At 43.2% G+C, this 22228-nt stretch carries 22 protein-coding genes and 2 pseudogenes; 2 read left to right on the plus strand and 22 right to left on the minus strand.

The window, feature by feature from the left end:
* The 10 genes and pseudogenes from HMPREF2573_RS09840 to HMPREF2573_RS08855 form a co-directional block, all read right to left on the minus strand.
* Nucleotides 1-111, minus strand: a pseudogene (locus HMPREF2573_RS09840) (restriction endonuclease subunit S); the annotation flags it as partial.
* A complete protein-coding gene (gene rapZ / locus HMPREF2573_RS08815; RefSeq protein ID WP_003657222.1) occupies nt 80-967 on the minus strand; it encodes an RNase adapter RapZ in 888 nt (295 codons plus the stop codon). The pseudogene HMPREF2573_RS09840 and the gene rapZ, both read right to left, overlap by 32 nt.
* Nucleotides 968-1063: 96 nt before the next feature.
* Nucleotides 1064-1906, minus strand: a complete 843-nt coding sequence (gene panC, locus HMPREF2573_RS08820; RefSeq protein WP_070473238.1) for a pantoate--beta-alanine ligase — start codon at nt 1904-1906, stop codon at nt 1064-1066.
* 9 nt (nt 1907-1915) lie between these two features.
* On the minus strand, nt 1916-2758 hold the full coding sequence (gene panB / locus HMPREF2573_RS08825; RefSeq protein WP_003657219.1) for a 3-methyl-2-oxobutanoate hydroxymethyltransferase: 843 nt from the start codon (nt 2756-2758) through the stop codon (nt 1916-1918).
* 146 nt (nt 2759-2904) lie between these two features.
* Nucleotides 2905-3393, minus strand: a complete 489-nt coding sequence (gene folK / locus HMPREF2573_RS08830; protein ID WP_003657217.1) for a 2-amino-4-hydroxy-6-hydroxymethyldihydropteridine diphosphokinase — start codon at nt 3391-3393, stop codon at nt 2905-2907.
* Entirely contained in the window at nt 3390-5189 is a 1800-nt protein-coding gene (gene pcnB / locus HMPREF2573_RS08835) for a polynucleotide adenylyltransferase PcnB (RefSeq protein WP_070473241.1), read from the minus strand. The genes folK and pcnB overlap by 4 nt, the downstream gene beginning before the upstream one ends.
* A gap of 178 nt (nt 5190-5367) precedes the next feature.
* Nucleotides 5368-5706, minus strand: a complete 339-nt coding sequence (locus tag HMPREF2573_RS08840) for a ComEA family DNA-binding protein (RefSeq protein WP_003664787.1) — start codon at nt 5704-5706, stop codon at nt 5368-5370.
* Entirely contained in the window at nt 5696-6535 is an 840-nt protein-coding gene (mazG, locus tag HMPREF2573_RS08845; RefSeq protein WP_070473244.1) for a nucleoside triphosphate pyrophosphohydrolase, read from the minus strand. The genes HMPREF2573_RS08840 and mazG overlap by 11 nt, the downstream gene beginning before the upstream one ends.
* 33 nt (nt 6536-6568) lie before the next feature.
* Complete coding sequence (locus HMPREF2573_RS08850) at nt 6569-7918, minus strand: phospholipase D-like domain-containing protein (protein ID WP_070473245.1); 1350 nt, start codon at nt 7916-7918, stop codon at nt 6569-6571.
* A gap of 2 nt (nt 7919-7920) precedes the next feature.
* Nucleotides 7921-9189, minus strand: coding sequence for a leucine-rich repeat domain-containing protein (locus HMPREF2573_RS08855; protein ID WP_070473248.1), 1269 nt, complete (start codon nt 9187-9189; stop codon nt 7921-7923).
* Between the two features lie 77 nt (nt 9190-9266).
* Between HMPREF2573_RS08855 and HMPREF2573_RS08860 the strand changes: the two genes are divergently transcribed.
* Nucleotides 9267-9614, plus strand: coding sequence for a hypothetical protein (locus HMPREF2573_RS08860; RefSeq protein ID WP_070473250.1), 348 nt, complete (start codon nt 9267-9269; stop codon nt 9612-9614).
* 89 nt (nt 9615-9703) lie between these two features.
* Here HMPREF2573_RS08860 and cysK read toward each other — a convergent pair whose 3' ends face one another.
* Entirely contained in the window at nt 9704-10633 is a 930-nt protein-coding gene (cysK, locus tag HMPREF2573_RS08865) for a cysteine synthase A (protein ID WP_003657210.1), read from the minus strand.
* 505 nt (nt 10634-11138) lie between these two features.
* Between cysK and HMPREF2573_RS08870 the strand changes: the two genes are divergently transcribed.
* Nucleotides 11139-12563 (plus strand): phosphohexomutase domain-containing protein, encoded by a 1425-nt coding sequence (locus tag HMPREF2573_RS08870; RefSeq protein ID WP_003660407.1) that lies wholly within the window; start codon nt 11139-11141, stop codon nt 12561-12563.
* A 68-nt stretch (nt 12564-12631) separates the two neighbouring features.
* On the opposite strand, the gene HMPREF2573_RS08875 is transcribed toward HMPREF2573_RS08870, so the two are convergent.
* From HMPREF2573_RS08875 to def, 11 genes and pseudogenes are all read right to left on the minus strand, one after another.
* Nucleotides 12632-13489, minus strand: a complete 858-nt coding sequence (locus HMPREF2573_RS08875; protein ID WP_063453955.1) for an SPFH domain-containing protein — start codon at nt 13487-13489, stop codon at nt 12632-12634.
* A 55-nt stretch (nt 13490-13544) separates the two neighbouring features.
* Entirely contained in the window at nt 13545-13994 is a 450-nt protein-coding gene (locus HMPREF2573_RS08880) for an NfeD family protein (protein ID WP_003657201.1), read from the minus strand.
* A gap of 53 nt (nt 13995-14047) precedes the next feature.
* The gene (locus tag HMPREF2573_RS08885) at nt 14048-15280 is read right to left on the minus strand and encodes an MFS transporter (RefSeq protein ID WP_003664007.1); all 1233 of its coding nucleotides are present in this window, start codon (nt 15278-15280) and stop codon (nt 14048-14050) included.
* A gap of 147 nt (nt 15281-15427) precedes the next feature.
* A complete protein-coding gene (gene fabF, locus HMPREF2573_RS08890; protein ID WP_003657198.1) occupies nt 15428-16756 on the minus strand; it encodes a beta-ketoacyl-ACP synthase II in 1329 nt (442 codons plus the stop codon).
* Between the two features lie 169 nt (nt 16757-16925).
* Nucleotides 16926-17850, minus strand: a pseudogene (xerD, locus tag HMPREF2573_RS08895) (site-specific tyrosine recombinase XerD).
* Nucleotides 17851-17869: 19 nt separating this feature from the next.
* Nucleotides 17870-18109 carry a sulfurtransferase TusA gene (gene tusA / locus HMPREF2573_RS08900; RefSeq protein WP_070473253.1) on the minus strand — a complete coding sequence of 80 codons (240 nt, stop codon included), beginning with the start codon at nt 18107-18109 and terminating at the stop codon, nt 17870-17872.
* Between the two features lie 104 nt (nt 18110-18213).
* Nucleotides 18214-18681, minus strand: a complete 468-nt coding sequence (locus HMPREF2573_RS08905; protein WP_003660403.1) for a hypothetical protein — start codon at nt 18679-18681, stop codon at nt 18214-18216.
* Between the two features lie 17 nt (nt 18682-18698).
* Complete coding sequence (gene ruvX / locus HMPREF2573_RS08910) at nt 18699-19175, minus strand: Holliday junction resolvase RuvX (protein WP_003657191.1); 477 nt, start codon at nt 19173-19175, stop codon at nt 18699-18701.
* On the minus strand, nt 19175-19732 hold the full coding sequence (locus tag HMPREF2573_RS08915; protein ID WP_003657190.1) for a YqgE/AlgH family protein: 558 nt from the start codon (nt 19730-19732) through the stop codon (nt 19175-19177). Before HMPREF2573_RS08915 ends, ruvX begins: the two co-directional genes overlap by 1 nt.
* Entirely contained in the window at nt 19729-21435 is a 1707-nt protein-coding gene (gene recN / locus HMPREF2573_RS08920) for a DNA repair protein RecN (RefSeq protein ID WP_003664798.1), read from the minus strand. Before recN ends, HMPREF2573_RS08915 begins: the two co-directional genes overlap by 4 nt.
* 84 nt (nt 21436-21519) lie before the next feature.
* Nucleotides 21520-22074 carry a peptide deformylase gene (gene def / locus HMPREF2573_RS08925; RefSeq protein ID WP_003664801.1) on the minus strand — a complete coding sequence of 185 codons (555 nt, stop codon included), beginning with the start codon at nt 22072-22074 and terminating at the stop codon, nt 21520-21522.
* Between the last annotated feature and the right edge of the window lie 154 nt (nt 22075-22228).

Here is a 22228-nt window from a genome sequence, read left to right on the forward strand (position 1 = left end):
TTTTTTGGCAACCTCCCCCAACGCTCGCCACTCTACCGCTTGCCCTTGTAATAATTTTTTTATCATCGCATTCATAAACTCACCAAAAAGATTTTTCACGGTGCTTAACATTCACCTGCATTTTATCAGGCAAATGACCAGTTAATATCTCCCCCACCGCTTGGCTGACAAATACCGAGCGGTGCTTACCCCCTGTACAACCAATGGCAATGGTCACAAAATGGCGATTGTTCTCAATAAAATCAGGCAGCCACTTTAATAAAAATGTGCTGATGTCATGCGTCATCTCATGCACGGCAGAAAATTGAGCAAAAAATTCCTGCACAGGTGCATCAAGCCCTGTCAAAGGACGCAAATCCATCTGCCAATGTGGGTTTGGCAAGGTACGCACATCAAAGACAAAATCAGCATCTTTTGGCGTGCCATGCCTAAACCCAAACGACAGCACATTAACGATGATATGATTATCCACGCCCAAATGTTGTCTTAGGCTGTTTTTTAGCTCATGAATGTTTAACAAACTGGTGTCAATTTTGATATCGGCATGGCAGGCAATCGGTTCAAGCAGCGCAGTTTCCTTTTGAATGGCATTGGGCAGATTGCCAGCCATCGCCATCAATGGATGTACTCGGCGAGTGGCATCATAGCGCGCGACCAGTACATCATCTTGGGCGGTGGTATATAACACACTCAAAGCGGTCTTGCCATAGGTTTGTATCAAGCTGTCATACACTTGACCAAAGTTGGATAAATCCGCTTTGGGGGTGCGGACATCTATCCCCACAGCAATGCGATGAATCTGGCTGTCATTGACCAATTTTTCTATGGCAAGTGGCACGATGGATAAAGGCAAATTATCAAGCGGATAATAGCCAAAATCTTCTAAGGTGTTGAGTACGGAGGTTTTTCCTGAACCTGAACGCCCTGACACCACAATGATTGAGTTTGGGGCAATGAGTTTGGGCATCATATTTCCTTAGCAAAATGAGCAAAACCAGTTACATGGGTTTGATGAACATGGGTTTAGATGAACATGGGTTTAGATGAACATGGATTATTAACATTAATTTAAGGCAACTTCCAAATTATCCAACAGTCTTGCCCCACCCAAATAACAAGCGGTCAAAATCACCAAGTTTTTATCATGGCAGCTAGCAGGTTGCAGTTGCTGATTGAGTACTTGCAAATAATCCACCGTAAAACCATCATGAGTTAATTCATCTTTAGTTTTTTGCATCATCATATCAAAATCAGCAAAATTTGCAGACTTTAACCCACCTGCAAGCTGTTGTAAGGCCTGTGCCAGCCGTGGGGCGATGGCACGCTCTTGCTCGGTCAAATACTGGTTGCGAGACGATAACGCCAAACCGTCATCGGCTCTGACAATCTCACCGCCAATAATGTCAATCTCAAAATTTAATTCTTGCACCAATTGGTAAATGATGGCAAGTTGCTGGTAGTCTTTTTTGCCAAATACCGCCACATCAGGACGAACGATATTAAACAGCTTACTCACCACCAAGCCCACACCGTCAAAATGCGTGGGGCGTGTCTGACCACATAATATCTTGCTGATGCTGCCTGATAGGATTTGAACATTGGGCGGATAGATGGGATACATCTCATCCACACTTGGGGCAAAAACCAACGCCACGCCAGCTTTGGCAAGTTTTTGGCAATCGTCATCAAGCGTGCGTGGGTAACTGGCAAAGTCTTCACCCGCCCCAAACTGAGTGGGATTGACAAAGATACTCACCACCACAACATCGGCATGTTGCTTGGCAAGATTCACAAGGGATAAATGTCCATCATGTAAATTGCCCATGGTTGGGACTAAGGCTATTTTTTGGTTGCGTAAGGGGTTTAATTTGTTTTTTAAGTCTTTGATGGTGTGACAGATGTTCATGTTTTTATCCTAAAAACTGTGCTGTTTTGTTGGAAAGGCACGCTGCTTGACTGCATGATGATAGGCCTTAAACGCCCCAACAATGTCTTTGGTTTGGTTGCTGTCATCGGTCAAAAAATTCTTGACAAATTTGGCAGGTTTTCGGGTATAAATGCCAAGCATGTCGTGCATGACCAACACTTGCCCATCTGTATCCACACCCGCCCCAATACCAATGACAGGCACATCAAACCGCTCGGTAACGGCTTTGGCAAGCGGTGCTGGCACGCATTCAAGCAACAAAAGACTCGCCCCAGCATTCACCACCGCCGTACAGTCTCTCATCAATTTATCCGCTTGGGCGTCTGTTTTACCTTGTACTTTATAGCCACCAAAGACATTGACCGACTGCGGCGTTAATCCCAAATGCACGCACACAGGCACGCCGTTATTGGTCAAGACCTTAACAGTGTCGCTAAGCTCGCTACCCCCTTCAATTTTGACCACATTCGCCCCTGCTTGCATGACCGCCTTGGCACTGGTGATGGCATCAGATAAGGTGGCATAACTCATGAATGGCAAATCGCATAAGATTAAGGCATGAGAATTACCACGCACCACATTTTGAGTGTGATAAACCATGTCTTGAACGCCCACTGGCAAGGTTGAGCTTTGTCCTTGGACAACCATGCCCAGACTATCACCGATTAAAATGGTGTCAATGTCTGCCAACTGCATGGCGTGAGCAAAACTTGCCTCGTAACAAGTTAGGCAAGAAAATGTTTTACCCTCTGCTTTTAGTTTGTTTAAAGTAGATAGGGTGATGGGTGCTTTGGGTTTGGGGGTGATTGATGATGGGGCTTGGTCGCTCATAGGATTGCCTTTTTAGGGTAATGGCTGTTTAAGTGATGACCGTTTCAGTCATAGCTGTTTAATTTCTTCGGCACTTAGCATGGTGGCTTGGATAATCGTTTCAATGGGGGTCATGTGTTGCTCCTTTGATGGCAGTTTATCCAAACTTATGTCAGTTTATTCAAACCTTGCCAGCTGTTACTTTCATTTAAATCCGCCAATTTTTGCCCATTAACCAGCAAACACTCATCAATTTCAAGCATTGGAATTAACACAAAATTTCGTTCAAATAAGCCTTGATGTGGCACGGTCAGCCGTTCATGATGAATGCGTTTATCACCATATAACAAAATATCCACATCCAAAGACCGCTCACCCCAATGACGCAATCGCACTCTTTTGGCGGTCTGTTCAAGACCTTGACAAAAATCAAGCAACTCAAGCGGTGGTAAGCTGGTATTGGCACTTAATACCGCATTGATAAAATCGGGTTGGTCGGTGATGCCAAAGGCTTTGGATTGATACAGTGATGACATTTTCACATCGGTAAAATGTGGCGACTGTTTGAAGGCTTGTACGGCGTTGATGATATGCTCGGTGGGAGTGCCAAGTTCATTGGTAATGTTGCCACCAAGTCCAATAAAACAAGTGGTCATATGCTGTCTGCCTTTGGTTTGGCATTAGATTTACGGCGGCGTGTTCTTTTTGGCTTGGCTTGATTTTCTACAAGCTTAGGCTCAATATCAGTGACACCATCAACTTGTTTAGATTGATGGCGTGATGGTTTTTTTGTTTGAGCCGATTGTTTAGAGCCAGACCAATGCTCGTCTGACTGCTTGATCAACCCTTGTTCACGCTCTTTGATGGATAAAGTGGATGATGGTTTACGCTTACGATGGCGAGATGCTGGAATATACGGCTCATCATTGGCAAGCAATTTTTCAAAATCAGCTTGTGTAAAATTCACTGGCTCAAAGACAGGCGTAGGCACGGCAGGCGTTGGCAATTTGGTTCGTGCTTTGGTTTTTTTGACCAAATCTTCTGCACCCGCCACCACAAATAATGGTTCAGGGCGTGTTTTGATTAGCTCATCGTCACTACGCAAAGACAACTCTTTAAGCTGCTCAAGCTCACGAGTCTTGGTATCTTTTTTGGCATTACGATCACGGCGACGCTTTGGCGTGCCTGCTTGCGTACCAAACGCCTCAATCATGATCGCTTTATCAACAGCACTGGCGTCCTGATACGCCTGCCACCAAGCACCCATATTTTGGGTCGGCTCAGATAATGGATGGGTATCATAACCTTCTCTGAGTACCAAAAAATCAAATGCGGCACGAAATTTTGGCAGACGCTCCAAATTAGCGATATCACGCACCCTTGGATTGACAAGCTTAGGCTGAAGCAACCAAATATCTGTAATGAATTGTTCGGCAAACTTAGGTATGGCAGTTTTGATACGCTGGGCGTCAATGGTTTTTTCGGCAGCCTTAATCTGTGCTTCATGAAACGGTAAGCCACGCTTTTTATATTTCGCCAATTGATACAGATAATTTTCCCACAGCATCGCTGCATAAAAAAATGCTGGATTGACACTTTTGTCTGCTGCGATACGCCGATCGGTATTTTGGGCGACCACCATCATCAAAGGCGTCGGCTCATTGGGTGCAAAGCTCATCAAACTTGACATCGCCCCATGTTCAAACAACAGTGGCAACAGCGGCGTCAAATAGCCACCACCGAACATTTTTTGAGTTTCATCATAAAGACGATGGGCAGAGACTTGCTCCAAAAGCGTCCAATTGTCTTGATGAAATTGATTTGCCAAATCTTGATCAAATTCAAAACCCAGTTTCGCCTTAAATCGCAACGCACGAAGCAGACGAACAGGGTCTTCTTCAATACGCACCTTGGCATCACCAAGTAAGCGAAGCGTATGACTGTCGATGTCTTTTAATGCACCACAAAAATCCAGCACTTCACCCTTAATTGGCTGATAATACAACGCATTGATAGAAAAATCACGACGAGCAAAATCTTGCTCGATGTCGCCCCAAACATTATCACGGGTGATCATGCCATCTTCGGTGGTATGTGTATCGTCTTTGGGCGGAGCGCGAAAAGTCGCCACCTCAATCATCTCACGACCTGAATACACATGTGCCAACTGAAAACGCCGCCCAATGATACGACAACGACCCCCAAAAATTGCCTTAATCTCATGCGGTCTTGCATCGGTCACCGCATCAAAATCCTTAGGTGCCAAACCAAGTAAGCTGTCTCTAACGCCACCGCCAACAATATAAGCATCAAATCCTGCTTTTTGTAGTGTGCCGATGACCTCGACAATACTGTGCGGCAAACTGCCTTTTTGTAGTCGCAGCGATTTGGCTGAATGTGTGGTACAAATACTCTTTTTGGTTTGTTTTGGCTTTTTAGGCACTTTGCCCATGCCTACTCCTTGATTACTGGGGCATTGCCCAAAAACTGACTGAAGTAAATCCTTTATTTTACCGCTTATCCATCAAAAAAGCGAATAAAAAACCAATATTTTCACCAAAATTGGGGTGATATCAGTTTGATTTTGGGTATTTTTTCAGTTGGGCTAAAAAATTTATGATTGCTCAAGATTAATTTGCCACGCTTAAGCGGTGACGGTTCTTATTTAAAATGGCAGGTCCAATACCTTTGACATTCATCAGTGATTGAACTGAATCAAATTTGCCATGCTCGTGCCGATAATCCACGATGGCTTGGGCGGTCTTATGCCCCACGCCCACCAAGCTTATAAAGTCAGCTTGGCTTGCGGTATTGATATTTAGGCGTTTGGATTTTTGGGTACTTATCAGTGCTTGATAGGCACTTTTTGTATCAGCATAGCACTGTTTGGGCGGATTGGCATATCCAAAGCCTGCATACAAAAGACCGCCAAATAATAAGGCGATGGCTGATAAAGTATTAAGTTTCATTTGCCTTTGCCATCTCCCAATAACGATCCATTTCTGCCAAATCACTATTCTCAAACGATTTACCCCGTTCCGTCAGCGACTGCTCAACAAATGCAAAACGGCGACGAAATTTACCGACAGTGCCCTGAAGTGCCATCTCGCTATCAATATCCAAATGGCGTGCCAAATTGGTCAACACAAACAGCACATCGCCCAGCTCATCAGATAATTTTTGTTTTTGATTATCGCTTAGCGTATCTGTTTTATAATTAAAATCACCCAAAGGCAATAACTCATAAAGCTCGCCCAATTCTTCATTGAGTTTATCAAGTACACCTTGCAGATTTGACCAATCAAAGCCAACGCTTGCTGCTTTGCCTTGTAAATGCTGAGATTGCATGAGTGCACTACCTGCCTTGACATCAGACAACAGGCGTATGGGCTGACCCAAAGCCGCCAAATGTGCTTTTTCTTGGGCTTTAATCTCATCCCATCGGCGTTTGACATCAGCATCGGTTTGTAAATTTTCTTGCTCAAAAACATGCGGGTGGCGGCGGATTAGCTTATCTTGTAATGCCAAAATCACAGCCGACATATCAAAACGCCCTGCCTCTTGATATAAATGCGTATGAAAAACCACCTGTAATAGCACATCGCCCAACTCACTTTTGAGCTGCTCTGTGGCAAATGCCGAGCCATCGTCGGTCTGAATGGCTTCGATGAGCTCATAAGCTTCTTCGATGACATAGGGCGTCAGGCTTTGGTTGGTCTGCTTGGCATCCCAAGGGCAATCACTGCGAAGTTTTGCCATCAGGGCAAGTAAATCGGCAATCTCTCGGCTTGGGGTCATGTGATTATCCTAAAATAAAACCATCGATGGGTATTATAACATCTCTTCAAGTCGTACAATCTCATCTTGTAATTGCACCTTAACTTCTGAAAAATACTGCTGCCAATCATCAATTTGCATAATCTCTTGATAGCTTTCACTGTCTTTAATTGCACAAATTTGCTGTTCAAGTTGAGCAATTTTTGCCTTAAGTGTTGCAATCTCAGCTTGCAATTCATCCTTTTGGTTGACTGTATCTGATTTGGTTTTAAAGACACCGTTTTGCAATTGCTTCAAAATATTTTGCACCGCTTGCAAATCATTTTTCTCATAGGCATGATTAAGCTCAACAAAAATTTCTTGAGCTCGCTCTTTCATCTCATCACCAACTCTATCGGGATGGCATATTTGGCTGGCTTTGCGATAAGCCTGTTTCAATACTCTTTTTTCTTCATCGCTTAATTGAATAATTTGCTTTTCACGCTCTAGAATCGCCTGCTCTCGATAAGTTTGCTCATCTCGCTCTGCCTCACGGTATTCCTCTTCATTGCTCGCCAACTGCTTCTTAAGGAATAACAAGCGCTCAATACAATCACCCAGCACCTCTGTATGAGCATGGTGAAAATCCGAAAGCAACTTTTCAAGTTCAGTTTTTTCTGTATCATAAGCCAACAATTGATGCTCTAGCTTTCGAATTTCAAACTTCAGTGCGGTCAATTCTGCATCAACAAACAAAGAGATCTGCTTATTTTTCTGAATGAATTCTTCAATCAGCTGTATTGCCTGATGATACTGCTGTGCATGTAAACTTTGAAGAATCAAATCCAATTCATCATGCTGATATGTTGCCAACTTATCTTGCTCTCTAGCAATATCCTCTTCGTCTCCTAGCAAAATGTAATTTTTTAAAATATCTAGTCGCCGAATAACTTTGTTCAAATCAAAATCGACCGATTGTGCATCCTGCATTGAACCAAAATACATTTGACGAAGTGCAACAAACTGATTGATAAATTGCTTCGCCAACACATCATCACCTTTGGTAATGATAATATTTTCATGATTCTTTTGAGCCTTATAACTCCAATTGTATGAACCAGTTATCACTGTATAACCATCAATCACACAGAATTTATTATGCATCAAATCCATATTGCCATCACCAACCCGATAGATGGCAGACTTACCCAAATTGAGCTGTTCAAAATCAATGGCATTTTGATTGATGTCATCGTTGGAAATCATCAATTGTACTTTTACACCTGATTGTGCTTTTTGTAGCAAAGCAGCAAACAGTTCTCGGTGAGTAAACCAAGCAACTGCCACATAAATCTCTTGCTTGGCAGATTGGATTTCTGTTTGTATTCGCTCGGCAATATTAGAAAAGAGCGCTTCAGTTTGCATGGTTATTCATCACCTCCCCACACCCAACCATAGAAAATAATTGTTTCAATCACATTTGGCGGATAATCATCGCCAAAATAAATAGTGCAATTTGGTAATAAAGCACTTAGATGATCAATTTGCCATTGACTGATTGGATTATCATTTAAAACCAAAGATGTTAATTTTGTGAGTCCTGCCAATGAAGTCACATTGGTAATTTGGTTTGACCTAAGATCCAAAAACTCCAAATCCACCAAATCTGTCAAGCTTTCAACATTAGTGATATTATTTCCGCCCAAGCTTAGCAATCTTAAATTTTTTAGGTTTTTTAAGGGAAGAATATTGAAAATATTATTTGAAAACGCCTTTAGAGCTTCAAGACTACCTAGGTCTTGTAAGCAAGATATTTCAGAAATATGATTAAAACTACAATCAAATTCTTTTAGGTTATAACAGTTAATTTTGGACAGCCGCTCAAGATTTAACAATCCATTCCCACGAATATTTAATACCTCAAGCTTGGCCAAATCCGATAAAATAACCCCGCCCCAGTTAAAGTCAGAACAAAACTCAATTTCCAAAGTTTCAAGATAATGCATCTTTTCAAGATTTAAATAAGAAATAGATTTGGCATACCCCACGCTTAAATAAACCAAATTGTTCAGATTTTCAAGACATGAAAAATCTGAAATATTTTCAGCAGTAAATTCAAGTGATTTTAGGCTTGTCAATTGTGCCAAAGAACTAATATCATAGAGATTTTGACCGCCAAAAACCAAATTCTCCAAATGTTTTAAACTCGTCAAATAAGAAATATTATCAATATCTAAAGGAGTCCAAAATACGGCAGTGCCCTCATAGCTTGCCAATTGTAGGCTTTTTAACTTTGGCAAGAATTGAACAAAATCTAGTTCAATATGCCCTTGTGCATTCCAAAAGCTAAGCTCTGATAAATTTTTTAAATAAGACAAACATTTCACATACTGAAATGCATCTTGAGATAAATAACGACCAATACTTAACACTGATTCTGCAGTCAAAGCACTTAATACCTCTCGCATTCTCTGCTTGTCATGCTCGACCTCCAATATATCCTCATCCCAATCCAGATATGATCGAGTTAGCTGTCGCTTCCATTCCTCTGTAAGACCATTCCACCAGCACCAATGCCGCTCAAATGGATCGATATTTGCCAATAGTTTATTGGCAATGGATAGACTGGTACTTACTCTAGATAGGGCAATTTCTGTATCAGCGGTTGTTAATGTTGGTAGATTTTGTTTGGTCATGATAGATTTGTTATATTAAATTCAACAGGTATAAAATAATCAATTAATCAAATTTTTTCAACCAAAAGGAGTGATTTATGCGTCCATCTTATCTAAAAAACAACAATGGCTGGCAAGCGAAGTATAGACTTGGTACAGGTATGAAGTCCGGCATAATCATATGCACATCTCCAGACTCGTATCTCAATCCTTACTTTGATAAAATCTATACAAGCATATGCAATGAAGCTCAAGTTCATGAATATACAGAACTTTATGGAAAAGGTGCTTTAATAATAGAATTTACGGATGTATTTAACAATATTGAAGCAATTGCTGAAATTCAAAAACAAACACTTCATACTATGGATAAAACCAAGATTTTAGACGTTGTTGATAGAATCATTTTAACCAATGGATCGGTCAACATTGATTTGCTTGACTGAAATAACGAGCAGAAAACGTGCCAAAAACAAAAACCATCGATGGGTATGATACCGCAATCGATGGTTTTGTGATTAGTTTGTGATCGGTATTATTGCGCCAAATCAGCAAATAATGCCGTTGACAAATAACGCTCACCTGATGATGGTATGATGACGACGATAAGCTTACCTGCGTTTTCTTCTCGTGCTGCCAATTCAAGTGCCGCCGAAACTGCCGCACCTGATGAGATACCAACAAGCAAGCCTTCTTTGGCTGCCATATCTCGTGCCACACTAAAGGCATCTTCATTGGCGACTTTGATGACCTCATCATAGATATCCGTATTGAGTACTGATGGGATAAACCCTGCACCAATGCCTTGAATTGGGTGCGGGCCTTTTTCGCCGCCTGATAAAACAGGTGAAGCCAATGGCTCAACTGCAACAATTTGAATGGCTTCTTTTTTGGCTTTGAGTGTCTCACCGACACCTGTCACTGTACCACCTGTACCCACACCTGAGACAAAAATATCCACCTGACCATCTGTATCCGCCCAAATCTCTTCGGCTGTTGTTGTACGGTGGATTTGTGGATTGGCTAAATTATCAAATTGGCGTGGCATAAAATAGCCGTCTTGGGCAGCAAGCTCATTGGCTTTGGCAATCGCCCCACCCATGCCCTCAGCCGCTGGCGTCAACACAAGCTTGGCCCCATACGCACGAAGCAACGCACGACGCTCAAGGCTCATGCTCTCAGGCATGGTAATCACCAAGCGGTAACCTCGTGCCGCTGCCACCATGGCAAGCCCAATGCCTGTATTGCCACTGGTCGCCTCAACGATGGTGGTGTCTTTGGTCAAAAGCCCTGATTTTTCGGCATCGTCAATCATAGAAAGGGCAATGCGATCCTTGACCGAACTTGCTGGATTGGCATACTCAAGCTTGACCACCACACGAGCAGATAAGCCTTCGGTGAGGCGATTGAGTTCGACAAGCGGGGTTTTACCGATAAGGTCAGTCACACTTTTTGCAATATTCATCATCATACTCCAAATGAATTCAGTTCATGTTTGTTGGGGTTTTCTTGGTATTTTATTAAATTGGTATCGATATCATGACCATGCTTGAATTTACATCATCACAATAACAAGCTTACTATAACAAATTTTTCAAGATTTTAGTACCAGTATGCTCATAAATTCTATGCCATTCATTGTTATACTTATGCCATGTTTTAATTTGACCGTGAATCCTTGTTTGGCATTTAGCACATTATCAAAAATCATGGTACAATCAAATCAGTTTTTGAAACACGGCCGCATTTACCAATCACTGATCGCCAATTGACGAAACTTACAATTTTAGTCGATGTTTGTATAAAAATGGTAAAATTGAGCGGCTTAAAAGTCAAAAACCTGTCTGATGACACTCACAGACTGCATTTTTCCTTGAAAATGAGCCATGTCTCTCATTTTTTATCGTAAATATCAAAGGCAGGCACGCTCTAGATATTTTTATTTCATCATTTTTATTTGATATCAAGCCATGACAATGACAAATTTTTCTGCAATAACCATTTCTTGCTTTAAGGCGTATGATGTCCGAGGTGAGCTGGGTGTGACGCTTGATGAGCATATCAGCTATCGCATTGCTCGTGCCTTTGCCCAAATCCTAAAATCTCAAAACACCGCCGAGCATCCTACCATCGTCATCGGCTCAGATATTAGACCATCAAGCCATAGCCTGAAACTTGCCGCCATCCAAGGCATAACAGACGCTGGCGTGGATGTGATTGACCTTGGTATGACAGGCACCGAAGAGGTGTATTTTGCGACCAGTCACTATAACACCATCGGTGGGATTGAGGTAACTGCAAGCCACAATCCCATCAATTATAATGGCTTAAAAATGGTGCGTGAAAACTCACGCCCCATCAGTGCCGATACTGGATTGGCCGAGGTGCGTGCATTGGCTGAAAGTGGTAATTTTATTCAAAGTAAAAAAGGCAGCATCACCCAAAACACCGACAAAACCGCTTATATTGATAAACTGATGAGCTTTATTGACACGAGCAAATTTCTCCCCAAAAAAATCGTCATCAACAGTGGCAATGGCTCGGCAGGTCCTGTCATTGATACCCTTGAAGTACGCTTAGCAGGTTCACCGATTGAGCTGCTTAAAATACATCATCAGCCTGATGGTAACTTTCCCAACGGTATCCCAAACCCCATGATCATCGCCAATCAAGCCGCTACCCGTGATGCCGTCATCGCACACAAAGCGGACTTTGGTGTGGCATTTGATGGGGATTTTGACCGTTGTTTTTTGTTTGATGAAAACGGACGATTTATTGATGGCAGTTATGTGGTTGGTATGCTGGCAGCGGCATTTTTACAAAAATATCCCAAGCAGACCATCGTTTATGATCCACGCGTCATTTATAACACTCAAAATGTCATCAAAAAGATGCAAGGTACGCCCGCTCTTAGTAAATCTGGGCATTCATTCATCAAGCAAGTCATGCGTGAAACAAAAGCCATCTATGGCGGTGAAATGTCGGCACACCATTATTTTAAAGACTTTTTTTATTGTGATAGTGGCATGATTCCTTGGCTGCTATTAATTGAGCTGTTGTCAGTCACAGGCAAGTCCTTGGCAGAGCTTGTTGATGATTACATTCAAGATTTCCCAAGTTCAGGTGAGCGTAATTTTAGGCTGGATAAAACTAATGCTGCCACCATCAGCCAAGGTCTGGAACAAAAATACGCCCACCTTAATCCCCAAAAAAATACCTTAGATGGACTGAGCTTGGATTTTGGTAATTGGCGGTTTAATTTGCGTTCAAGCAATACCGAACCGCTCATTCGCCTAAATGTCGAGGCATGCGGTGATGCCACACTGTTAACTCAAAAAACCAAAGAAATCATCGACTATCTCCAAAAACAAGGGGCAATCGCCACCGACCATTGATTTATCTTATCCATAACAATAACCACTGATATTTTGGTGGCTATTGTTATGATCGAATTTAGCTTGCCTTAGACTTTAAATTTATCACCCACCAAACCCTTGACCGTATTTAAAATATCGGCAGGCAGTACCACCATTTTGGCATTATTTGACTTTGCCATCTCGTTCATCGCTTTGATGTATTGCTCGCCCAAAAGATACACCACAGGCATATCTTTACCATCCATTGCCTGAGAAATCAGACGAATCGATTCTTCAGAACCACGCGCCAAGACGACTTGAGCCTCAGCATCACGGCGAGAGGCTTCTAGGCGACCATCTGCCTCCAAGATGGCGGCCTGTTTTTGCCCATCGGCACGGGTGACGGTGGCACGGCGTTGACGCTCAGCCGCCGCTTGCTCCTCCATCGCCAACTGCATGGTCGCTGATGGCTTGATGTCTTGGATTTCCACAGTTTTTAGGGTGATTCCCCAGTCAGAAATATCATCACTGATGGCATGTTTTAGCTGTGCTTTAATTTGGTCACGACTGGATAAGGCAGCATCCAAATCCATCTCACCGATGATGGAGCGTAAGGATGTTTGTACCAAATTACGAATGCCATGTTCATAATTTTCGATGCCATAGACTGCCTGCTCAGGCTGCACAATATTGATGTATGCCACTGCATTGGCGATGATGACCACATTATCGCGTGTGATGACCTCTTGGCTTGGAATATCAAGCACGATGTCTTTGGTGGTTACTTTATAAGCCACAGTATCCACATAAGGAATAATAAAATTCAGACCCGGCTCAAGCGTTTGGTGATATTTACCCAAACGCTGAATGATCCATTTTTCGCCTTGCGACACCATTTTTACGCCTTTATAAATGGTGAATACCACCAAAGCAATGAGTACCAAAATAATGACGGTAAATTCCATAGCTTTCCTTGTTATTATGTATAAAAGTTATTATGTATAAAAAATAAATTTGGCGTTATTTTGGCATAACAATCAGCTCATTACCCATTACCGCCGTGACAATCACTCGTGTACCCACCTCGATAGGGCGACCATCAAGCGTACGACATGCCCATTCAGCAGCACCTACTTTGGGTACAGAAAATCTGACTACGCCTAAGCCATTTGCCACCACAGGTGAGACAATCATACCAATCTCACCAATAATCACCGAGCCGCCAAGCCCTGCCTTGGTGCGTGTTTTGATGCGTGGCTGAATCAGCCTAAACCACAAAATACACGCCACAATCGATAAACCCAGCCAAATTACCACTTGGCTCAACAAATCCATCGGCACTACCCAAAGCAGCAACGCAGTCACCAAAGCCGCCACCCCAAACCAAAGCATCGCAAAGCTGGGTATAAATAACTCACCTGTCATCAATAGCATGCCAATCACCGCCCAATGCCAAGGTTGTAATCCCATATTCTACCTCTACCAAATCGTGTCTATTCGTTTGACAATCAGTCTTGCCTACATCAGCCAATTTTGGTCTCATTGGCTGCCCATAGCCCAAATGGGATATTAATTATCATCAAAACCACCAATACCATCAACGGCAATTGCCAATCACCCTGCCATTGATACAGCTTACCAATCATCAACGGACCAAACATCGCAATGCTATAGCCCACCGCTTGCACCATACTGGATAAATCACGCGCGGTTTCGGTACTGGTCGTACGAAGCGAGAACATCATCAAGCTTAAGGTAAACACCAAAGCACACCCAAAGCCCATCAAAGCTGACCAAAACAGCATCAAAGATGGCATCATTAACAGCCCAGATATGCCCAAAGCATTCATCAAACAACCTGCCACAGAAATAATCTGAAACGATGTGCCACACCGTGAAAGCCAAGTGAGCCATAAAATGGCAAGTGGTGCCATAACCTGAAACACGAAGGGTAATCGTATCGCCTCATCTAGTGTTACCCCAAATGCCATACCAATGGATGGTAAAAAACTTGCCAAACTATAAAATAAAAACGACTGAAGCCCAAGTAAAACTGCCATTTGCCAAGCGGCTTTTTGACGCCAAAGATTGATGGGTTTTTTTAGATGAGCGGTTGGCTTGATCGTGGGTAAGGCTGGCATAAGTTTAAGATTATCCATACGATTATGCCGATAAATCAACCACCAAATCCATGCGGCAATCACACCAAAGATTGCCCAACTGCTCATCGCAAATTGCCAGCCAAATGTTTTGGCAAATGGCACCACCATCCAAGCACCAAAGCCCGCCAAAGTGGACATACTTAGACTAAACACACCTGTAGCAAGTGCAATGTTATTAGGGGCGTATTGCTTAATAAAAGGTGCAGTTAGGGCATTTAGCATCCCAATGGCAAACGATAAAATCAGCGTGCCAACATACAATTCTATCACCCCAAACCAGTTTCGTATTGCCACCCCCAACGCCAATAAAAGCGTCATGCCAATCATCATCCTCTCAAGTCCAAATTTTTTTGCCAGTACCGCTGCCATTAATGAGCCAAATGCAAATAACGGCATCGGCATCGCACCAAGATAGCCAATCTGTACTGATGATAGGCCAAAATCATCGGACAGCATAGGCACGATTGAACCCATCATTACCAAAGGCGAACGCATATTTGCCGCCGCAAAAATCAGCCCGATAATCAGTAGCAATAACGAGGTTTTGGCAGATGGGCTGCTTTTAGGCATCTGTGTTGTGGTATGATTTGGCATGGGTTATCCAGATGAATTGACGATGGTCAATGATTAATTGTGTCATTATAGTGAACTTAACACACATTTACCATTGTATCTATGATTTTATCTAAAATATAAGAACCCCAAGCGTATTTGCTTGGGGCGACAACACAGACAAATCAATCACGCCTGCCATCGGCGAAATAGTAATGAACCATTCGTGCCACCAAATCCAAAGCTGTTTGACAAGGCAAATTCTACCCCATCAACACGGCGAGCGGTATGAGCAATATAATCTAGCCGACATGCTTCGTCTTGATTGTCTAAATTGATGGTGGGTGGTAGAAGCTGATTTTGGAGTGCAAGTATGGTAAAAATTGCTTCAATCGCACCTGCCGCTCCAAGCAGATGTCCTGTCATAGATTTGGTTGAGCTGACCAAAATATCTTGACCAAACAATCGCTCAATGGCTTGACTTTCAGCGACATCACCTTGGGGTGTGCTGGTACCATGAGCGTTGATATAACCCACTTCACAAGCATCAATGCCTGCATCTGCCAAGGCCGCTGCCATGGCACGAGCCGCACCTTCTCCACCGACCGATGGGCTGGTGATATGATTGGCATCATCACTCATCCCAAATCCGACCAATTCTGCCAAAATGGTCGCACCACGAGCTTTGGCATGTGCTAAGCTTTCAAGCACTAATGCACCTGCACCATCACCCAAAACAAAACCATCACGGTCTTTGTCAAAAGGTCGGCTGGCACGTGTTGGCTCATCATTTCGTGTTGAGAGTGCATGCATCGCCCCAAAGCCTGATAGCCCAAGTGGCGTTGAGGCTTTTTCGCTGCCACCAACCAATACCGCATCACAGTCACCATAAGCAATCAGTCTTGCCCCCAAGCCAATGGCGTGCGTCGAGGTGGTGCAAGCGGTTGTCGTTGCAAGATTTGCACCTTTGAGATGATGACGGATGGCAATCAGCCCAGCTGGCATATTGATGATGGCACCTGGAATGATGAATGGCGATACTTTTTTTGCACCATAGGACTTTAGGGTATCACGACTTGTTTCAATGGTTTGAATACCGCCAATGCCCGAACCCATGACCACGCCAAAACGCTCGCCATCGACATTGATGGGCAAGCTATCACCTTTGATATCATCAATCAGCCCTGCATGATACAAAGCCATGGCAGCGGCAACTTGGGCATAATGTACAAATGTATCAAAACGGCGGGCTTCTTTAGGATTTAAATAATCTTTGGCATCAAAATTCTTAACCAATCCAGCGATCTGGGCACGAAATCCATCAATCGCTACCGATTTATCCTCAAATCCATCAAGGCGACTGATACCACTTACACCTTGGGTAAGATTTTGCCAAATTGTATCTAAACTATTTCCGATGGGCGTTAAAGCTCCCATGCCTGTAATGACAATGCGTGCTGCATCGCTTTTTTCATGATAAGCAGGTTTGGCAGACTTGTTTTTTGCTGACTGTGTCATGATGTATCCAAATTTTAATTCAGTTTGCTTAGTTTTATCTTAACATGATTTATCATGAATTTACAGTTTACAGTTGTATTTTTATTAAGATTAAGATATCTCAAGCAATCTCAATTTAAACAGTGAACATCACATGATGATTTGATATAAAAAATGCTCAAATGAAAAATCACCCTCTGGGATGATGCTTGGCATGGAGATTTTGTAGCCTTGTGGTCGCCACATGTGTATAAATCTGCGTGGTGGATAAATCACTATGCCCAAGCAATAATTGTACACTGCGTAAATCAGCACCATGATTAACCAAATGCGTTGCAAAGGCATGACGCAATGTATGGGGCGAAATGGCGGTATTAATACCAGCCATTAAGGCATATTTTTTAATCAAATGCCAAAAATTATGCCGTGTCATGTAACCACCTTGTTCGGTCAAAAATACCGCTTGACAGTCTTTTTTACCAATCAGCAAACTGCCCCGCACAGCCAAATACTCATTGAGTGCAGACAGTGCATATTCTCCCAAAGGAATCAGACGCATTTTATTACCCTTACCTGTAACCGACAGCCAACCAGCAGTTAAGTTTAGATGCTCAAGTGATAAACTTGTCAGCTCACTGACACGCAAGCCACACGCATACAAAACCTCAAGCATGGCTTTATCTCTAAGGCCTCGCACGCTTGAGATGTCTGGTGCATCTAGCAGTGAGCTAACTTCTTGCTCAGAGAGCGTTTTGGGCAAAGTTTTGCCAAGCTTGGGTGTTTTGATGGATTCACAAGGGTTATCCTCTCGATAGCCTGACTCAATTTGCCACAAAAAAAAACTGGCACAGACTTGCCAACGCGCGTGCGATAGACCGCTCGGATTTCTTGGCATCTTTTAGACACATCAAGTGATTACGCACATCTGATGGCTGCCATAGATTCACTGGCGTATCTGATAAACGAATGCACAAGCGTACATCTTGGCTATACGCATTTCTGGTGGCTATCGACAACCCACGCGCCAACATTGCTGCACGAAATTCACTCAGATACTCTGGGTCGTCGTCATAGATCACCGCACTATCGGCTCGAGGTATGGTAGATTTTGCCATAGCTTAAAACCTACGGTCTTTATGCTTGCTTTTTTTGAACTAAGTAGCGATAGCTGCCGTCATCGAGTGTTTCTTGATTGACCAGCGTATGCCCCAAATGACGACAAAAATTGGGAATATCACGCATCGTGGCAGGATCGGTTGCCAAAATCTCAATATGCTCACCGCCAAGCGCTTGGCGAATGATCTTATGAAGTAGCATGACAGGTTCGGGGCAAATCAGCCCTTTGGTATCTAATGTGTGGTTAATCATGGCCATGGTTGTTTTGTTACTCTGGTTTTTGGATAAAATTTAACTGATTGACCTAAAATCACTGTTAGTCAAAACACAAACTGCACAGTCAATCATAAGATTAAGATGATTTAAATTGGCTCTTGGGGTGATTTTGAAGATTTTTCTTCCAAAAAACTGGCAAATTTTTTTAGATTGACCCGAAATAAAAACGGCATCCCAAACCAAGCAATCATCGCCAAAAATAGTGCCATAAAAAACACCGTATCTATGCCAATGCTCAAGCCCCACACGACCGTAAATCCAAGCAGTGCCATCCCAGTTGCCAAAATGACCACCAAAATTGAGCCGTCCATCACCCGATAACGCATCAATAAAAAGCCGTGATACAGGCTGATGGGCATCGTCATGGCGATGAGTGCGTACGGCAAATAATGAAAGGCATAATAAATCCATGTGCTGTCTTTGAATGCAGGTAGGCTTGCCAAAGTTCCAAAAATACAAAAGCATACAATCGCCCCAAAGCCAAAACGGACACTTAAGGTTGCTTGGCGTATGGCTTGGTCAAATTGATGAGCAATCAAAGTATGGTGCTGCATAGCTTTTCCTGACAAAATCAGTCTTTGTGAGAGTCTTTTCGTTCACTGACATAGATGGCATGATTAGGCGCATGATAATAGCTATCAAGCAAAAGACATGCGGCAATATCGTCGATTGGTTCAGATGATGACGCAATCCAGCCGTTATCAAGTGCAATCATCTTGGCTTCTTTTGAGCTAAGCCGCTCATCATAAATAAACACCGAAACCGCCTGACGACGCTCGCCCAGCCGATGTGCCAATCGCCGTGCAAATTTATGAGCACGCTTGGTGAGCATCGACTCGGTGCCATCCATATTCAGCGGCAGTCCCACCAGCACCCTATCAATACCCCAATGCTCAATGATACCAAGCAGATTATCCCAATCAGGTTGCCCATTATTCATCGCCAAAATATCAAAGGGGCGTGCGTTATGGGTGATGCTATTGCCCAGTGCCATGCCCATTTTTTTGACTCCATAATCTAAAGCAAGTGTCAAGGTTTCGCTTGTCATTAGGCATATCCAGTTGTTGTAATGAACTTATTCAGATTAATCCCAATCTTATCATAACAAGCCTTAAGCCTGTCTTCAAATGGCGTTGAAAATAAAGTTGGCAAGTCTGCTGGACAAGCATACCAATCACCAAACGCCATCTCAGCATCCAGCTGACCTCTGCCCCAATTGCAATAGCCCATACACAATAAATAATGCCTCAAACCATCATAAGACAACCGCTCCAAGATATCCTTACTGGTCGTCAAGCAGACATTTTCAGAAATGGCAAAAGATGACTTATAAATGGGCTGCCCTGTGTGCAAAATAAAACCAGCCTCAGGGCGTACAGGTCCGCCATTCATAGCAGGTACTTGCATGGTGCTTGCAGTCACTGGCACCTCAAGCTCGGTCAAAAGACCGCCTACGCTATTTGGCAGGGACTGATTAATAATAAAACCCCATGCACCATCTTTGGTATGGCGACAGATATAAATGACAGCATCCATAAATCTTTCATCAGTCATCTGTGGACTTGGAATCAAAAAATGATGAATCAGTTTTTGGGTCTGTGTCATGTAGCCATACCTCTTTGAGCCATCTTATCAGCATGGCGAATGTCTGCCAGCAGGCTTTTAACATGAGCACGTGTCGCTTCGGTAATATTCACGCCACCTGACATTCGTGCCAATTCATCAATTTGTGCTTCATCGGTGATAACTTGTATCTGACTTTTGGTGTGTTCACCGTGTTCTTTATACACCAAAATATGATGATGTGCCGCAGCAGCGACCTGAGCTTGATGCGTGATGGCAAGCAGTTGCTGCTGCTTACCCAGCGTACGCAAAAGCTCGCCAACCACTTGGGCTGTCCCGCCACTAATGCCCACATCCACCTCATCAAATACAAGTGTTGGATGTGCACCTATGCCGTCATCCGCCGCCATCACTTGCATGGTCAGTGCCATACGCGACAACTCGCCGCCTGATGCAACTTTGTGCAACGGCTGAAGTGGCATGCCCACATTGGCACTAAATAGTAAGGCAATATCGTATTTGCCTTGGGCGGTGTAATGCTCAACAGGTTTTTCGTTAAAAGAAAACTGACAGCGAGCATTTGGCAGTGCCAAAGGCACAAGCCGTGCCTCAAGCCGCTCACAGACATCAGGTGCGATTTGAATGCGTGCCTGATCCAATGCGTCTGCTGCCACCAGATAGGCTTGATAAGCCTCTAAAACCTTAGCATCCATCGTATCGTTATCAGGCAAACTGCTTAGCATATCCAATTCATCTTGCCAATGCACTGCATCAGCAATCAGCTCAGTAATCGGCGTGTGGTATTTGCTTGATAAGCGATGTGCAAGGCTCAATAAGCCATTTAGCTCATCAAGGCGCGCCGCATCAGGCAGCTCCCGCTCTGCGTAATCGGTAAGCTTAGCAACGGCATCTATGATTTGCTCTTGGGCAAGTACAAGCAGTTGACTACATTCGCCAAATGTTTTACTGGATTGAGCGTTGTTATCACAAATACGCATCGCTCGCCCAAGTAGGCTTAGCACCGATGGGGCATCGTCATCATTATCAAGTTGTACCGCTGCTTCTAGGGCTTCACGCATGAGACTTTCAAGATTGGATAGCTCATCGTATTCTGCCTCAATTCCCTGAAAATCCACCAAAAGCAATGGTTCAATATCGGTAAGCTTGGCTGACAACAGTGCCATCCGATCCGCTCGCTGTGCTGACTGGCTGCGTGCGTCATCAGCCTGCCTTTTTAGGGTTTGATAGTGATGAAAAGCGGTCTTAGCCGCTGCCTTTAAATCACCAAACCCACCAATGCGATCCAGCCAATCCACGATAAATTGAGGCTTTAGCAGTTCAAGCCCAGCATGCTGCGAGTGGATATTCACAAGCATAGATCCCAAGCTTTTTAGCTCACTGATACTGGCTGGTACGCCGTTAATCCAAGACTTTGAGCGTCCCTGATTGCTAATTTTTCGGCGAATGAGCAGCGTTTCATCTTCTAATTTTCTGTCATGTTGCTCAAACCAAGCAATCACTTGGGCATTGCCACTGATATCAAATTCACCAAAAACACTTGCCTCATCACAGCCATGACGCACCATACTACTATCAGCACGTTCACCGACACACAGCGATAATGCATCTAAAATCAGTGACTTGCCTGCACCTGTTTCGCCTGTAATGACATTGAATCTATCATCAAAATCAATGTGTTTTTGCTCAATGAGTGCTAAGTTTTCAAAAGTCAAAGAAATGAGCATAAACCATCCAAATTGCAATATAAGTAAGTCATTGTTAGGGTTTTTGTGCTAAAAATTAGTATCCGTCATTTAACCTTGCTAAATTTAGCTATTTTTAAGTGCGTTATCAGTTGTACTGTTTACTGTTTTTTCTCGTGCTTTGAGTGCCTTTTTAACTTTATCTCTTGCACGGCTTTGTTTGAGTGTCGATAAATAATCCACAAATAACTTACCGTTTAAGTGATCCATCTCATGCTGAATGCATACCGCCAACAAGCCTTCAGCTTCTATCTCAAACGGCTGACCGTCTTTATCAAGTGCCTCAATGCGTACACGGCTGGGTCGCTCAATGGTATCAAAAACCTCTGGTACAGACAAACAGCCCTCTTGATAAGACGAATGCTCATCTACGAGCGGTGTCACTTTAGGATTGATAAATACCTGCGGTGATGGCGGTTCGTCCTTTCTTGCCAAATCCATCACAATCAGTTGTATGTGGCGGTCAACTTGCGTTGCTGCAAGACCAATACCTCGTGCGTCATACATGGTCTCAAACATATCTTCAATCAACTGCTTTAATCTATCATCAAAGACAGTGACAGGTTTTGCCAAAGTGCGTAAGCGTGGGTCAGGATATGTTAAAATAGGTAATAATGCCATAATTTTGTTATCTCGGTGGTAAATACGATATCATGTTAAACAAACTATTATACTGGAAAATGGGGCAAAAAGATAATCTACCAGCCAATTCATCAAAGTTTTTGCAAAAATTTACGATTTAATTGGTAAAACATGGCTTTTTTAATCACGACTA

It is taken from the genome of Moraxella sp. HMSC061H09 (assembly GCF_001809255.1).
GTDB classification, from domain to species: Bacteria; Pseudomonadota; Gammaproteobacteria; order Pseudomonadales; family Moraxellaceae; genus Moraxella; species Moraxella catarrhalis.